Below are 13,669 nucleotides of genomic sequence, written 5' to 3' on the forward strand. Positions count from 1 at the left end.
GTTACAAGCCATTGCCTGCGACTTTGCACATAGTGCCAGGGCCCCTAACATGCGGTCTTGGACAAACAACGAGGTGAACATGAGGGATGCTCTGGACCGAGCGCTGGCATCGGTCGATGAAGTACTGCTGGGCAAACAGCAGGCGGTGAAGCTGGCGCTAGCCTGTATTCTGGCCAAAGGGCATCTGCTGATCGAAGACCTGCCGGGCATGGGCAAGACCACCCTGTCGCAAGCTCTGGCTCGGGTACTAGGCATGAGCTACCAGCGGATTCAGTTCACCAGTGACCTGCTGCCCGGGGATATTCTCGGTACCTCGGTCTTCGACCGCAACAGCGCCCAGTTCGTATTCCACCCGGGGCCGATTTTCTCTGAACTGATTCTGGCCGATGAGATCAACCGGGCCACGCCGAAAAGCCAGAGCGCCCTGCTCGAAGCCATGGAAGAGGGGCAGGTGACTGTCGATGGAGCGACCCGGCCATTGCCGGATCCGTTCTTCGTAATTGCCACCCAGAACCCGGTAACCCAGGGCGGCACCTTTCCCTTGCCCGAATCTCAGCTGGATCGTTTTCTGATGCGCCTGTCCTTGGGCTATCCCTCGCAGGCGGCTGAGCGTTCATTGCTGCATGGGGCTGAGCGGCGGGTAAGGCTGGAGCGGATGGAGCCAACCCTGGGGCGTGAGCAGTTACGTCAGTTGCAGGCGGCGGTGCCTGGGGTCAAGGCCAGTGAGGCGATCATCGACTATATCCTGCGTCTGGTGGCCCAGACACGGGAAAGCCCGGTCTGTGCCTGGGGGCTGTCACCGCGCGCCAGCCTGGGCCTGTTGGCGGCCTCACGAGCCTGGGCAATGCTCGAACACCGTGATTATGTAATTCCCGAGGATGTGCAGGCGGTCCTGCCGTCGGTTGTCAGTCACCGCCTGCGGGCCAATGATGATCCAGCCGGCCATGGCGGCGGCGGGCTGGCGCAATGGTTGCTGAACGAGGTCAACGCGGTGTGATTGCCCGGCTCAGCGGTCAAACCAGCCGCCTGTTCCAGCGCTGGATCGGTAAGCGCATTCCGGCGGCTCGGGAGATCCGGCTCAATCATCGGCGCATCTTCATCGTGCCGACCCGGGCAGGACTGGCGCTGCTGGTATTGCTGGTGATCATGCTGTTGGGAGCGATCAATTATCAGAATAGCCTGGTCTATGCGCTGACCTTCCTGCTGGTAAGCCTGTTCTGGGTTGGGCTACATCATACTTACCGCAACCTGGCCGGGCTGGAGCTACGGGCGACCGGCAGCCGGCCGGTATTTGTTGGCGAGTCGGCGCCGCTGTCGCTGACCCTGGCTGCTGTGCAGCACGAACATCAGGCACTGGCCCTGTACTGGCCACGCACTCAACCTCAACGTCTGGATGTGGAAGCCGGGCAGGAGACGACGGTTACCCTGTATCACCCGGTGCATCAGCGTGGCTGGTTTCGCCCCGGACGCTTGCGGGTTGAAACGCGCTATCCGCTCGGCTGGTTTGTTGCCTGGAGCCTGGTCGATCTGAACTGGCAGGTGCTGGTGTACCCCAAACCTTTGGTCGCTGCGTTGCCGCGCCAGGGCGCTGGTGGCGATGGCGATGGCGCTCTGCTCAATGCTGAAGGGGTCGACGACTTTCAAGGGCTGCGGGCCTATCAACCCGGCGATTCACGCAGGCGCCTCGACTGGCGGGCCTGGTCACGAGGGCAGGGGCTGCACAGCAAGGTGTTTGCCGAACCCAGCCAGAACAGTCTATGGCTGGTACTCGACAGCGCGCCGGGCCAGGATCTTGAACAGCGCCTGGGTTATCTGACCGGCTGGGTACTGGAGCTGGAACGGCGTGGCCAGCCCTATGGCCTGCAACTTGGCAGCCAGCGTCTGGGCCCAGCGTTGGGCGAAGCACACCGCGATGCCTGCCTGAAGACCCTGGCGTTGTATGGGGTGGCAGCATGACGGCAGCATTGATTCCCCGCAACAGTCTGGCCTGGCTGCTGACGGCCCAGGTTGTTGTGCTGTTGCCGCACCTGCCACGTCTGCCGTTCTGGGTGGCGGTACTCTGGATGGCCTGCGCCTTATGGCGAGTACAGATCCAGCGCATGCGCTGGCGTTATCCCGGCAGTGTGGTCAAGGTGCTAGCGCTGGGGCTGATTGCGCTAGGGGTATTCACCACCCAGGGCAGCCTGCTGGGCCTGGATGCGGCGGTGATGCTGCTGCTCTTGCTGTTCATGCTCAAGCTGCTGGAGATGCGCAATCCGCGTGATGCCCTGGTGGTGATCTACCTGGGCTTTTTCATCATCGCTACGGCGTTTCTGTTCGATCAGGGCATCCTGCTGACGCTGTATCAGTGCCTGAGCCTGCTGGTACTGGTGGCTGCGCTGGTCGGGCTACAACAGACACCAGGGCGCAATGATCCGATCCGGGCTCTGCGCAGCTCGGGGTTGCTGCTGCTGCAGGCGTTGCCGTTGATGCTGGTGCTGTTTGTGCTGTTTCCCCGGCTCGGGCCGCTGTGGGCGGTCAATACCCCGGGCAAGAGCGCCACCATCGGGCTGGCCGAGAGCATGGCGCCGGCTGATATCGCCAATCTGGCTCGCTCGCCCGAGCTGGCTTTTCGCGCCAGTTTCGAGGCTGACATTCCCGCGCACAGCGAGCTTTACTGGCGAGCCCTGACTCTCAGCCATTTCGATGGCCGGCGCTGGAGCCATTCCAGTTTTGCCTCGATTGGCATGCCGCGGCCCTGGGAGCCACGGGGGGAGGCGGTGCGTTATCAGGTGGTGACCCGCGCCAGTCAACAGCCCTGGGTATTCAGCCTGCGCGGCGCCTCATCCGATGATGACAGCCTGGTGCTGACCCGCGACTTCATGCTCCAGGCCAAACGCCCAATCACCCAGACCCTGGCCTATCAGGCTACTTCGTGGCCGGAAAGCCGGCTTGATCCGCATGATCTTGATCCCTTGCAGCAGCGGATCTACACCGCCTTGCCGGAACAGGGTGATCCGCGCAGCCGGGCCTGGGCCGAAGAGTTGCGTACGCGTTATCCACGCGATGCTGAGCTGGTTCAGGCGTTGTTGCAGCACTTCAATCGTGAACCCTTCCATTACACCCTGCGACCGCCGACGCTGGGCCGGCACAGCAACGATGAGTTTTTGTTCGACAGCCGGCGCGGGTTTTGCGCCCACTATGCCGGAGCCATGACCTTTGTCCTGCGGGCAGCCGGCATTCCGGCCAGAGTGGTAGCCGGCTATCAGGGTGGTGAAATCAATCCGCGTGGCAACTATGTGCTGGTGCATCAGTTCGATGCCCATGCCTGGGTTGAGGTCTGGCTGGACGGGGAAGGCTGGGTCTCGGTCGATCCGACCTTCCAGGTTGCACCAGAGCGCATCGAACGTGGGCTGCAGGATGCCTTGCAGGGTGAGGGCAGCTTTCTTGAAGGCAGCCTGATGGCCCCAGCCCGTTACCGCAACATCGGCTGGATCAACAACCTGCGTCTGGCCTGGGACGACCTCAACTATCAATGGCAACTGCGGGTGCTGGGTTATCAGGCCGAGCGGCAACTGGAGTTCCTGCAACGTTGGCTGGGTACCACAGACTGGCAACGGGTCGGCCTGGTCCTGCTGATTGCTGCCGCACTGGTCATGTTGCCGTTGGTGGTATGGAGCCTGCGTCCGCGGCGCAGGCACCCTGACCCGCGTCGGCAAGCCTGGGAGCAGCTTGATCGCAAGCTGCGGCGCCTGGGGTTGCAGGCGGTGCGTGGCGAGGGGCCGCGAGCCTGGCAGCAACGCCTGGAGCTGCACCTGCCGGCGCAGCGAGAGCCATTGGCAGCCTTTTTCGATGAATATGTTCGGCTGACCTATGCCGAGGACGGCATACCTGACCGTGACACCTGTGCGGGGTTACGCCGGCATCTGGCTGTACTGACGCGCGCGTTACCGCTCAGAGCGGGAAAAATTTCGAGACCGGCGCAGCACTTGCCCGGTCAGTCCACCCACTTATAATGAGCAAGTGCCCGCAGCAGCGGGCTGAACTCTGGCGGAGACTGCATGCATCCTTTCAACGCGATTCGTCCCCCGCGTCTGGCGGTTGGCTTGGGCATGGTCGGCATGATTCCCTTTGTCACCGGAGCGCTGGGGCTGTGGGTAACCCCAGAAGTCTGGCGTGAGCGAGTCATGGAGGAACTGCTGGGCTATGCCGCAGTGATTCTTGCCTTCATGGGAGCGATTCACTGGGGGCTGGCCATGCGCGCCGAGGAATCCAGCGAGAAGGCGCCATTTCAGCTGGGCTTGTCGGTCATCCCACCGTTGCTGGGTTGGGTGGCGTTGAGTTTGCCGATCGGCCTGGCCATCCCGGTATTCTTTTTCGCCTATGCGGCGCTGTACTACGCCGATATCTGGGCGGTGAATCATGGCCTTGCGCCGGTCTGGTATCCAGCCCTGCGCAAGCCATTGAGTATTGTGGTGATTCTGTCGTTGCTGGTGGCCTGGGCGGCCACCCTGATAACCCATTGACAGGGTTTGTCTGGCGCTCAGCTTTTCTTGACGAATTCGGACTTCAGTTTCATCGCGCCGATGCCGTCGATGCGGCAGTCGATGTCGTGATCGCCTTCAACCAGTCGGATATTCTTGACCTTGGTGCCGACCTTGACCACCAGGGAAGAGCCTTTCACCTTCAGATCCTTGATCACGGTGACGCTGTCGCCGTCCTGTAGCGGATTGCCATTGGCGTCGGTAATGACCCGGGCCTGCTCTGCGGCAGCGGATTCGGCAGCGGTCCACTCATGGGCGCATTCGGGGCAAACAAATTGAATGCCGTCTTCGTAGGTATATTCCGAGCCGCAGGATGGGCAAGGAGGAAGCTGACTCATCGGGTGTCCTTGGTCTGATCCATTGGGCCGGGGATGATGCCCGATTAGCTGGGGGGTGTCCATGCGGCCATTTTACGCAGCCACGGGCACAATCGCTGCTCGCGGCTGGCTTAAATCACCGCCCCAGGGCTCAGTGCCAGGCGTCAACCAATGGGCTGACATTGGCGTCGCTGACTTCCGCGCGGGCCTTGAACCAGTCGGCCACGGCTTCACGATCGGCATCGGTGGCCGAGCCGCGTCCGGCCTTGCAGATAAAGCCGCCATTGATCCAGCCGCCGAACTCCAGTCCGCGTGGGATGACCACTTCATCAAGGAAGGCGTCAACCAGCGCATCGGCCTGACTCTCGTCCAGCGGCTGTTTGAGCTCAACACTGAAATCGAACCCCATTTCCTGGAATTCATCGACGCGCAGTTTCTTTCTGAGGCGGCGGCTACGTTGGGTAGTCATGGAAACCTGTTGCTCCGTTGCTGATTAAGGGGACACTTTAGCCGGATCGCCCAGGATTGGCATGCAATTTCGTGTCTGCGCGATCTGCGGGCGCTGGCTTGACAGTCTGTCAAGCCGGTGCTTTGTTGATGTCAGTAGTCGGGGTTGATTCCGGAGCGCCAAGGAGGCCTTTATGCTGAAGCCGGATCGTGCGTCTTTGCTGTTTGTCTGTCTGTTTGCCTGCCTTCTCCCGCTCCCCAGTGCCGCTGCCAAAGCACCAGCGGTGTTGATCGAAAACGTCTACCTGTTCGATGGCAAGTCGGACCGTCGTTCGGCGCAGCCGGTCCATGTACTTGTACGTGATGGTCAGATCGCAACGATCGCCACTCGCCCGATCACCCCCGAAGAGGGTGTTCAGGTTGTTGACGGGGAACAGCGCACACTGATGCCCGGTCTTATCGATGCCCATTGGCACTCGGTACTGGTCAGCCCGACAACCGTTGAAGCGCTGACGGCAGATATCGCCTATATCCATCTATTGGCCGGCCAGGTAGCCGAAGCTACGCTGATGCGTGGTTTCACCTCGGTGCGAGATATGGGCGGGCCGTCCTTTGGTCTGCGCCGGGCCATTGAGGAAGGGCTGATCAGCGGCCCACGAATTTTTCCTTCTGGTGCTATGGTGTCGCAAACTGGCGGGCATGGAGATTTCCGCCTGCCCTACGAGGTGCCGCGCGCAGGCAACTCGCCGCTGAATTATTCGGATCAGGTACGGGTTACAGCTATTGCCGACGGCAGTGACGAGGTACTGCGCAAGGTGCGCGAGCAACTGATGATGGGTGCAACCCAGATCAAACTGATGGCTGGCGGCGGAGTTAGCTCGTTATATGATCCAATCGATGTGACCCAGTACACCCCGGACGAGTTGCGTGCAGCGGTGCTGGCGGCAGAAAACTGGGGCACCTATGTTGCCGTGCATGCCTACACTTCGCGGGCCGTGCAGATGGCTCTTGAGGCCGGGGTGAAAAGTATCGAACACGGCCAGTTGCTGGATGAGGAAACGGTGCGGATGATCGCCAGCAAGAACGCCTGGTGGAGTTTGCAGCCGTTTCTCGACAACGAGCTGGCCAACCCTCAGACCGGCGCCTCCCGGGTCAAGCAGTTGATGGTCAGTACCGGCACCGAGCGAGCCTTTGATCTAGCGAAGAAACACAAGGTCAAGGTAGCGTTCGGCACTGACATTCTCGCCAGCGGTGATACCGGAGATAAACAGAACCGGCTGCTGGTCACACTGGAGCGTTGGTACAACCCAGGCGAGGTCCTGCAGATTGCCACCGGCAATAATGGTCAGTTGATTGGCATGGCTGGCGAGCGTTATGGCCTGGCGGGACCGCTTGGCGTGCTGGAAGAAGGGGCCATGGCCGACATGCTATTGGTTGATGGTGACCCGACAGCAGATCTGTCCTTGATCGCCGATCCAGACAAGAACTTTGTGCTGATCATGAAAAACGGCGTGATTTACAAGAACCTGTTGCCATAGTGGGTTGTGACTGGGGCTTGGCTACGCACTGACTCTGGCAGTCAGAAACGATAGTCCAGCCCCAGGCCAAGTCCGTGAATGCGGGCATCGAACTCGAAACCACCGTCCGTGTAGTCCAGCCACATGTGCCTGTAACCACTAGCAAAGCCGTTTGTTCGTTGATTGAGTAGCCGGCACTGACCAGAATATCGGTCATGGAATCCGAGCCAACCCCGAAACCGCCGGTCATTAGCCAGCCCATCAGATAAGCCCGCGAGTCCAGGCGATAGAGCCCCTTGGCACCGATTACCGGGTCATGGAAGCGTTCGGTGCCCGAGCGCTGGCGTTCGATGGCGCTGGCTGGCAAGCTCAGCAGGGCGCCAAGCAGTGCCGTAACGATGGAGTAGCGTTGGCGGTAGCTGGGCATGGGGGCTCCCTGTTGGTCGCTGCTGATGAGCTACTGGTTTTCCTTACCGATAAAACGATAGATCACAGCACCCAGAGCCGCACCAACAATTGGGGCCAGCCAGAACAGCCACAACTGCGCGATGGCCCAGTCGCCAACATAAATGGCGACACCGGTACTGCGCGCCGGGTTGACCGAGGTATTGGTGACTGGAATGCTGATCAGGTGAATCAGGGTCAGGCATAACCCGATCGCAATCGGCGCAAAGCCCTGCGGGGCGCGTTTGTCGGTGGCGCCGAGAATCACCACCAGGAACATCATGGTCATCACTACCTCGGTGATCAGCGCCGAGCCCAGACCGTAACCATCGGGAGAGTGGGCGCCATAGCCGTTGGAGGCAAAGCCTGCAGAAACATCAAAGCCGGCCTTGCCGCTGGCAATCAGGTAAAGAACCCCGCCGGCAACGATACCGCCAACCACCTGGGCGATGATGTAGGGAATCAGTTCTTTTGCCGGGAAGCGGCCGCCAGCCCAGAGGCCAATGGAAACCGCCGGGTTGAGGTGGCAGCCGGATATGTGACCGATGGCATAGGCCATGGTCAGTACGGTGAGACCAAAGGCCAGTGCAACCCCGGCCAGACCGATACCCAACTCGGGAAAGGCCGCGGCCAGAACCGCGCTTCCGCATCCACCCAGTACCAGCCAGAACGTGCCAAAAAACTCCGCGACATACTTGTTCATAAGCGTCTCCTTTGCTTATCAGGAACCCTTCAGTCGCGTGATACATGGACGCCGTCCCCGACAGCATCACATGGTCCTCTATCCAGATATCACTCTGGACTGAAAGCACACATTGAGCATAGTCAGCGGTTATGAAATCAGGTAGTGGCGGGGCAGGGGAAATGCGCTGCCGGGGCAGGCAGATCGCGCCAGCATCAGACTGGCGCGCGATGGGGATCGGGGGGAGTGCTTAGCGCACGCGTTGCCCGGTAGCGATCTCGCTGAGTCGCCCGGCTTCAAACTCCAGGGTGGTCATCAGTCTTCCGCTTCCGGGGTTGTAGGTCCATTCCTCAATCTCGACACAGGTTTGCACATTGACGCTGGTCGCATCCGTGGTGGCGCTGGTGGTCAGAGCCCGGCAATGACTATGCCGTGATTCGGGTTCTCCGCATTTTTGCAGAACGCTGGAACGGTTGTCGCCAAGACTGACCAGACCGCTATTACAGCGGTAGGTGGATTGGGCAAATGATGCGTTGGACCAGAACAGAAAGCCGACGCAGGCCAATACGGAAATACGGTGAGAGAGGTGCATGTCGCTATCCTTTTCGACTGAGGGGCATGGGAGAGTCTAACCCGCAGCAGGCTGCGCCGGAAGAGCATAAAGCAAGGCCGAGCAGTGCTCGGCCTTGTCGATGTTCAGGCCAGTTGGGCCCAGAGGTCGTATTCGTCGGCGTCGGTGACGGTGACCATGACGATATCGCCGGGGCTGAGGGCTTGTTCGGTATCGATATAGACGTTACCGTCGATTTCCGGGGCATCGGCCATGCTGCGACCGATCGGGCCTTCTTCGTCCACCTCGTCGATGATCACCGGGATGATCTTGCCGATCTTCTGTTGCAGTCGCGCGGCGCTGATAGCCTGCTGGTGAGCCATGAACCGCTCCCAACGCTCCTGCTTGATATCGTCCGGCACTGGCTCCAGGCCCAGTTCGTTGGCCGGGGCACCTTCGACCGGCGAATACTGGAAGCAGCCAACCCGGTCGAGCTGGGCTTCGGTCAGCCAGTCGAGCAGGTACTGGAAGTCTTCCTCGGTTTCGCCGGGGAAGCCGACGATGAAGGTCGAGCGAATGGTCAGTTCGGGGCAGATTTCCCGCCAGGACTTGATCCGGGCCAGGGTCTTGTCCTCGAAAGCCGGGCGTTTCATGGCCTTGAGTACTTTGGGGCTGGCGTGCTGGAAGGGGATATCCAGGTAGGGCAGGATCTTGCCTTCGGCCATCAGCGGAATCAGTTCGTCAACGTGCGGGTAGGGATACACATAATGCAGGCGTACCCAGGCGCCGAGTTCACTCAGTGCTTCGCACATTTCGGTCATGCGCGACTTGACCGGGCGGCCATTCCAGAAGCCGGTGCGATACTTGATATCGACCCCGTAGGCGCTGGTGTCCTGGGAAATGACCAACAGCTCCTTTACCCCGGCCTTGACCAGACGCTCGGCTTCGCCCAGCACTTCACCAACCGGGCGGCTGACCAGTTTGCCGCGCATCGAGGGGATAATGCAGAAGCTGCAGCTATGGTTGCAGCCTTCGGAAATCTTCAGGTAGGCGTAGTGGCGCGGGGTCAGCTTGACGCCCTGCGGCGGCACCAGATCGATCAGCGGGTTGTGGTCGGCCTTGGGCGGGACGACCTCATGAACGGCGTTGACCACCTGTTCGTACTGTTGCGGGCCAGTGACCGCGAGCACGCTGGGGTGAACATCACGAATGGCGTTTTCCTCCACACCCATGCAGCCAGTCACGATCACCCGGCCGTTTTCGGCAATGGCTTCACCGATGGCATCAAGCGATTCGGCCTTGGCGCTGTCGATAAAGCCGCAGGTATTAACCACCACGACATCAGCGTCCTCATAGGTGGGGACCACCTCGTAGCCTTCGGTGCGCAATTGCGTGAGGATGCGCTCGGAGTCTACCAGGGCCTTGGGGCAGCCAAGGGAAACGAACCCGACTTTGGGATTGGACATGCTTTACCTCATGGGGCGGCGGACAGCCAAGGATGAAAAACGGCGTATTCTAGCCGTGCAACGCCCAGCGTTCCAGCCTTCTGGTTTGCCACTCGTCCTGTGCATCTGCTGCACCATCCATATGGGTGATGCTATGGTTACCAGACTAGTCAGCAGGAGGCTTGAGAATGCGGGTGTGGGGTCAGGGACTACTAGCTGGGCTGGGAGTATGGAGCAGCCTGGCATTGGCGCAGGTGCCCGCAGAGTTGCTGCTGGCTGACGAAGAACGCTTCATCAGCGCCAACGCCGAATTCACGCTATTGCATGAGATGGGGCACCTGCTGATCCACGAGTTGCAGTTGCCTGTGCTCGGGCGCGAAGAGGATGCCGCTGATCACCTGGGGTTGATGGGATTGTTTCTCTTGCACGGCGAGCACCAGCGCGAGGATTTATATCTGCAGTTGATCGATGTGGCCGATTACTGGTCTCTGGAATCGAGCTACGCCAAGGAACGGGATCAGGCCATCCAGGCCTGGGACAGCCATGCCATGGATGATCAACGTTTCTACAATATCGCCTGCCTGATCTATGGCAGTGACCCGCAAAACCTGGACTGGGTGCTGGAGGTCACGGGGCTGCCGGATGAGCGCTCATTCTACTGCGATGAAGAGTACCGCCAGGTCGAGCATGCGGTGACCTGGCTGACTGAACACTTTCGGGCCAGTTCAGCGGAGCAGGGGCATCGTATCCAGGTTGAATATGGGCCACTGCCGGTACAGTTGGAGGGTGGCGAGGCCTTGCTGGCGCGGATTCAGGCCTCGGGTTTGATTGAACAGGTAGCCAACCGGGCCAGTGACAGTTTTCCACTGCCGCGCCCGGTCAGCTTGCGGCTGGTCACCTGCGGAGCTCCTGACGCCTGGTACAACCGCCTGCAGGGCGAGCTGAATCTGTGTTACGAGCTGATCGAGCACTTCAGGGTGCTGGCGGCTGAGCTGCCGGCGCTGCGTGCTCGTCGGCTCCAGGCGCGCGGGCAGTAATCTCAGCGGCCCTGGGGAGCGGAGCTTGCGGTCTCGGCAGCCCAATGACTGATCGGCGCCGGGCGCCCGAACAGATAGCCCTGGAATAGCCGGCAGCCAAGCTGTTTCAGGCGCGCCAACTGGGCTTCATTTTCCACCCCCTCGGCAATGATCTCGATTTCCAGGCTTTCGCCCAGGGCGACGATGGTACGGATGATGGCCTCGTCGCTTTTGTCGGTCAGCAGATCGCGCACGAATGACTGATCGATCTTGATCTGATCCAGAGGCAGGCGCTTTAGATAACTCAGCGAGGCGTAACCGGTGCCGAAGTCATCCAGCGAAAAGCGTAACCCCAGATCCTTGAGTCCCTTCATTTTCTTGATGATGCTTTCCAGATCCTCAATCAGCAGGCTTTCGGTTATTTCCAATTTCAAGTGCGCGGGGTTGATGCCGCTGACGCGCAGACTGTTGAGCACATGATTGACGAACTTGGGGTGGCGAAACTGGCGCGGGCTGATGTTGATGGCCAGGGTCAGGTGCCTGAGCCGAGGGTGTGAACTCCATTGCGCGAGCATCTGACAGGCCTGACTGACCAGCCATTCGCCCAACGAAATGATCAGCCCGCTGGACTCGGCAACCGGGATGAAATCGCTGGGCGCAATGGTGCCATCCTGAGGATGCTCCCAGCGCACCAGAGCCTCCATACCCACCTGGCTGCCATGCTGGTCAACCTGGGGCTGGATGTGCAGGCGCAATTGCTGCTGGCTCAGGGCGTAGCGTAGATCAGCTTCCAGGCGGGCACGCCGGCTGACTTCAGCCTGCATGGTTGGATTGAAGAAGCGCATGGTGTTGCGTCCGCTACTCTTGGCTTCGTTCACCGCCAGATCGGCGCGCTTGAGCAGTTCATCGGCACTGCCGCTGGCTTCCGATAGCATCACGATACCAAGGCTGGCGCTGGTGACATGGTGGCTATCGTTCAGAGCGAAGGGTTGCGACAGCCGCTCAAGCAGCTTTTGGCCCAGGCGCCGCAGTTGGTGGCTGGCTTCGGCGTCATCGGGCAGGCTTTCAACCAGCAACGCGAACTCATCGGCACTCAGGCGGGCCAGAGTGTCGGTGGCGCGTACATGCTGGTTCAGCCGTTCTGAAACCTGACATAGCAGCAGATCACCGTAATCCATGCCCAGCGAGTCATTGAGTACCTTGAAGTTATCCATGTCGATAAAGATCAATGCCCCTTCCAGGCCGGTACGCTTGTGATTGGCCAGGGCATGGCTCAGCCGGTCGATCAGCAAGCGACGGTTGGGCAGGCTGGTCAGCGGGTCGTAATAGGCCAGTTGGTGCATCTGCTCCTGGATCTGGCGCAATTCGGTGATGTCGGTCGAAATGCCGCACAGGGCGTAGATGCGGTCATCCGGGCCATACAGCGGCAGCTTGGCCGAGAGGAACGTGTGTGGCGTTCCCAATGTGGTGAAGGTTGTGACTTCTTCGTCGACCAGTTTGATACCGTCCTTGATCACCTTATGGTCATTGTCGCGGATGTGTTCGGTAGCCTTGGCGTCGAAAAAATCCGCATCGGTCCGGCCAATAATCTCTTCCCTTGAAAGGCCAAGCAGGTTGCACAGCTTCTGGTTGGCGTACTGATAACGCAGTTTGCGATCCTTGATATAGATGCAGGCTTCTACGCTGTCGAGAATGGTGTTCAGGCGCTCTTCGCTGGCCTTGATGTGGCGGGTCTTTTCCTCGACCTGGCGACGCAGCAGAAAATTCAGACTCAAGGCAAACAGCAACAGCAGCAATAGGGTGCCAACAGTCCACCAGAACTGGGGTGAAACGATCAGCAGGCGCGGGTCTGCTGTTGGGAGGGCACCCCACTCACGCATGGTGTCGAAGAACGGCGACGGGTCGTTGGACTTCCATTCGCGCAGATAATGATCAATGCGGCTTAGTACCTCGTCTTGACGGCCTCCGGTGCTGGCAAAAAACAACTGGGCTGGCTGGAACATGATAGGCGTGGCACGCAAGCCAGCGCGCTGGGCATGCTTATCGCCAAAGAAGTGATTGGCCGCAACCACATCGGCATGCCCCTGGGCTACCAGCTCAAAGCCCTGCTCAAGGCTACTGGTCGGCAGCCAGGTAGGGCTGATGCCGAAGTTTTCTGCTTTCTGGATCAGGTGCTGGTGCTGAATCGAGCCTTCAAGGACGGCCACGCGCTTGCCGTCCAGGTCAAGAAAGGTGTTGATGTCATGACCGTTGGACTGATAGAGCTGTGACCAGCTGTAAAGAGTCGGGACCTGGTGGAAGTCCATCACCTGCGCCCGTTCTTCGCTGAAGGCGACATCCGGCATGATGTCGAGTTCGCCGTTGCCGAGCAGGTTCAGGCAGTGTTGCCAGGCACAGGGCACCGGGACCAGCGTCCACTGTTCCCGCGCGGCGATTGCGCGCAGCAGATCGCCAAAAATACCGGCTAGCTGCTGCTGTTCGTTGAGTAGCAGCTTGGGTGGGTTGTGATAGACACCTACACGCAGCTCACGGGCTTGCAGCCCGGTAGAGAGGGTAAGGCACAGGCCGAGGATGAGCGCACCAAGCAGAGGCTGGCGAGTCATCTGAGAGGGCTTCCATTCAACAGGTCCATTGTCGCGGCGCGTCCGTTCAGGTCGGCGGGGGATGACTAGTTATATAGTAGTGATAGCAGAAAAATACTAATCGCGGATTTTATTCCCCTTGCACT

13 protein-coding genes are annotated in these 13,669 nt (G+C 60.0%); 6 read left to right on the forward strand and 7 right to left on the reverse strand.

Annotated elements, in window-relative coordinates:
* Window positions 1-79 precede the first annotated feature (79 nt).
* The 4 genes from BVH74_RS13255 to BVH74_RS13270 are packed head-to-tail and all read left to right on the forward strand — an operon-like array spanning window position 80 to window position 4,505.
* Window positions 80-997, forward strand: a complete 918-nt coding sequence (locus tag BVH74_RS13255) for an AAA family ATPase (protein ID WP_080050523.1) — start codon at window positions 80-82, stop codon at window positions 995-997.
* The gene (locus BVH74_RS13260; protein ID WP_080051734.1) at window positions 967-1,956 is read left to right on the forward strand and encodes a DUF58 domain-containing protein; all 990 of its coding nucleotides are present in this window, start codon (window positions 967-969) and stop codon (window positions 1,954-1,956) included. The genes BVH74_RS13255 and BVH74_RS13260 overlap by 31 nt, the downstream gene beginning before the upstream one ends.
* The gene (locus BVH74_RS13265) at window positions 1,953-3,995 is read left to right on the forward strand and encodes a transglutaminase TgpA family protein (RefSeq protein WP_080050524.1); all 2,043 of its coding nucleotides are present in this window, start codon (window positions 1,953-1,955) and stop codon (window positions 3,993-3,995) included. Before BVH74_RS13260 ends, BVH74_RS13265 begins: the two co-directional genes overlap by 4 nt.
* A gap of 45 nt (window positions 3,996-4,040) precedes the next feature.
* A complete protein-coding gene (locus BVH74_RS13270) occupies window positions 4,041-4,505 on the forward strand; it encodes a DUF3429 domain-containing protein (RefSeq protein ID WP_080050525.1) in 465 nt (154 codons plus the stop codon).
* Window positions 4,506-4,522: 17 nt separating this feature from the next.
* Here BVH74_RS13270 and BVH74_RS13275 read toward each other — a convergent pair whose 3' ends face one another.
* Together BVH74_RS13275 and BVH74_RS13280 are read right to left on the reverse strand one after the other, a co-directional pair.
* Entirely contained in the window at window positions 4,523-4,861 is a 339-nt protein-coding gene (locus BVH74_RS13275) for a zinc ribbon domain-containing protein YjdM (protein ID WP_080050526.1), read from the reverse strand.
* A 130-nt stretch (window positions 4,862-4,991) separates the two neighbouring features.
* Complete coding sequence (locus BVH74_RS13280) at window positions 4,992-5,309, reverse strand: YggL 50S ribosome-binding family protein (protein WP_080050527.1); 318 nt, start codon at window positions 5,307-5,309, stop codon at window positions 4,992-4,994.
* A gap of 172 nt (window positions 5,310-5,481) precedes the next feature.
* Here BVH74_RS13280 and BVH74_RS13285 point away from each other — a divergent pair, with 172 nt between their 5' ends.
* Window positions 5,482-6,825 (forward strand): metal-dependent hydrolase family protein, encoded by a 1,344-nt coding sequence (locus BVH74_RS13285; protein ID WP_080050528.1) that lies wholly within the window; start codon window positions 5,482-5,484, stop codon window positions 6,823-6,825.
* Here the strand turns inward: BVH74_RS13285 and BVH74_RS18810 are convergent.
* The 4 genes from BVH74_RS18810 to rimO all read right to left on the reverse strand — a co-directional run bounded on the left by BVH74_RS18810 (window position 6,785) and on the right by rimO (window position 9,946).
* On the reverse strand, window positions 6,785-7,231 hold the full coding sequence (locus BVH74_RS18810) for a hypothetical protein (RefSeq protein ID WP_131038199.1): 447 nt from the start codon (window positions 7,229-7,231) through the stop codon (window positions 6,785-6,787). The genes BVH74_RS13285 and BVH74_RS18810 overlap by 41 nt on opposite strands.
* A 30-nt stretch (window positions 7,232-7,261) precedes the next feature.
* Window positions 7,262-7,951, reverse strand: a complete 690-nt coding sequence (gene aqpZ / locus BVH74_RS13290) for an aquaporin Z (protein ID WP_080050529.1) — start codon at window positions 7,949-7,951, stop codon at window positions 7,262-7,264.
* Window positions 7,952-8,180: 229 nt separating this feature from the next.
* On the reverse strand, window positions 8,181-8,522 hold the full coding sequence (locus tag BVH74_RS13295; protein ID WP_080050530.1) for a DUF2845 domain-containing protein: 342 nt from the start codon (window positions 8,520-8,522) through the stop codon (window positions 8,181-8,183).
* Between the two features lie 104 nt (window positions 8,523-8,626).
* Window positions 8,627-9,946, reverse strand: coding sequence for a 30S ribosomal protein S12 methylthiotransferase RimO (gene rimO, locus BVH74_RS13300; RefSeq protein ID WP_080050531.1), 1,320 nt, complete (start codon window positions 9,944-9,946; stop codon window positions 8,627-8,629).
* Window positions 9,947-10,113: 167 nt separating this feature from the next.
* On the opposite strand from rimO, the gene BVH74_RS13305 reads away from it, so the two are divergent.
* A complete protein-coding gene (locus BVH74_RS13305) occupies window positions 10,114-10,962 on the forward strand; it encodes a DUF4344 domain-containing metallopeptidase (RefSeq protein ID WP_080050532.1) in 849 nt (282 codons plus the stop codon).
* 2 nt (window positions 10,963-10,964) lie between these two features.
* Here BVH74_RS13305 and BVH74_RS13310 read toward each other — a convergent pair whose 3' ends face one another.
* Window positions 10,965-13,544, reverse strand: a complete 2,580-nt coding sequence (locus tag BVH74_RS13310) for an EAL domain-containing protein (protein ID WP_080050533.1) — start codon at window positions 13,542-13,544, stop codon at window positions 10,965-10,967.
* Between the last annotated feature and the right edge of the window lie 125 nt (window positions 13,545-13,669).

The organism is Halopseudomonas phragmitis, assembly GCF_002056295.1.
Taxonomy (GTDB): domain Bacteria; phylum Pseudomonadota; class Gammaproteobacteria; order Pseudomonadales; family Pseudomonadaceae; genus Halopseudomonas; species Halopseudomonas phragmitis.

Coding starts and splice junctions, on each gene's coding strand:
- BVH74_RS13255 (WP_080050523.1), top strand. CDS start 80: ATGAGGGATGCTCTGGACCGAGCGCTGGCATCGGTCGATGAAGTACTG.
- BVH74_RS13260 (WP_080051734.1), top strand. CDS start 967: ATGGTTGCTGAACGAGGTCAACGCGGTGTGATTGCCCGGCTCAGCGGT.
- BVH74_RS13265 (WP_080050524.1), top strand. CDS start 1,953: ATGACGGCAGCATTGATTCCCCGCAACAGTCTGGCCTGGCTGCTGACG.
- BVH74_RS13270 (WP_080050525.1), top strand. CDS start 4,041: ATGCATCCTTTCAACGCGATTCGTCCCCCGCGTCTGGCGGTTGGCTTG.
- BVH74_RS13275 (WP_080050526.1), bottom strand. CDS start 4,861: ATGAGTCAGCTTCCTCCTTGCCCATCCTGCGGCTCGGAATATACCTAC.
- BVH74_RS13280 (WP_080050527.1), bottom strand. CDS start 5,309: ATGACTACCCAACGTAGCCGCCGCCTCAGAAAGAAACTGCGCGTCGAT.
- BVH74_RS13285 (WP_080050528.1), top strand. CDS start 5,482: ATGCTGAAGCCGGATCGTGCGTCTTTGCTGTTTGTCTGTCTGTTTGCC.
- BVH74_RS18810 (WP_131038199.1), bottom strand. CDS start 7,231: ATGCCCAGCTACCGCCAACGCTACTCCATCGTTACGGCACTGCTTGGC.
- aqpZ (WP_080050529.1), bottom strand. CDS start 7,951: ATGAACAAGTATGTCGCGGAGTTTTTTGGCACGTTCTGGCTGGTACTG.
- BVH74_RS13295 (WP_080050530.1), bottom strand. CDS start 8,522: ATGCACCTCTCTCACCGTATTTCCGTATTGGCCTGCGTCGGCTTTCTG.
- rimO (WP_080050531.1), bottom strand. CDS start 9,946: ATGTCCAATCCCAAAGTCGGGTTCGTTTCCCTTGGCTGCCCCAAGGCC.
- BVH74_RS13305 (WP_080050532.1), top strand. CDS start 10,114: ATGCGGGTGTGGGGTCAGGGACTACTAGCTGGGCTGGGAGTATGGAGC.
- BVH74_RS13310 (WP_080050533.1), bottom strand. CDS start 13,544: ATGACTCGCCAGCCTCTGCTTGGTGCGCTCATCCTCGGCCTGTGCCTT.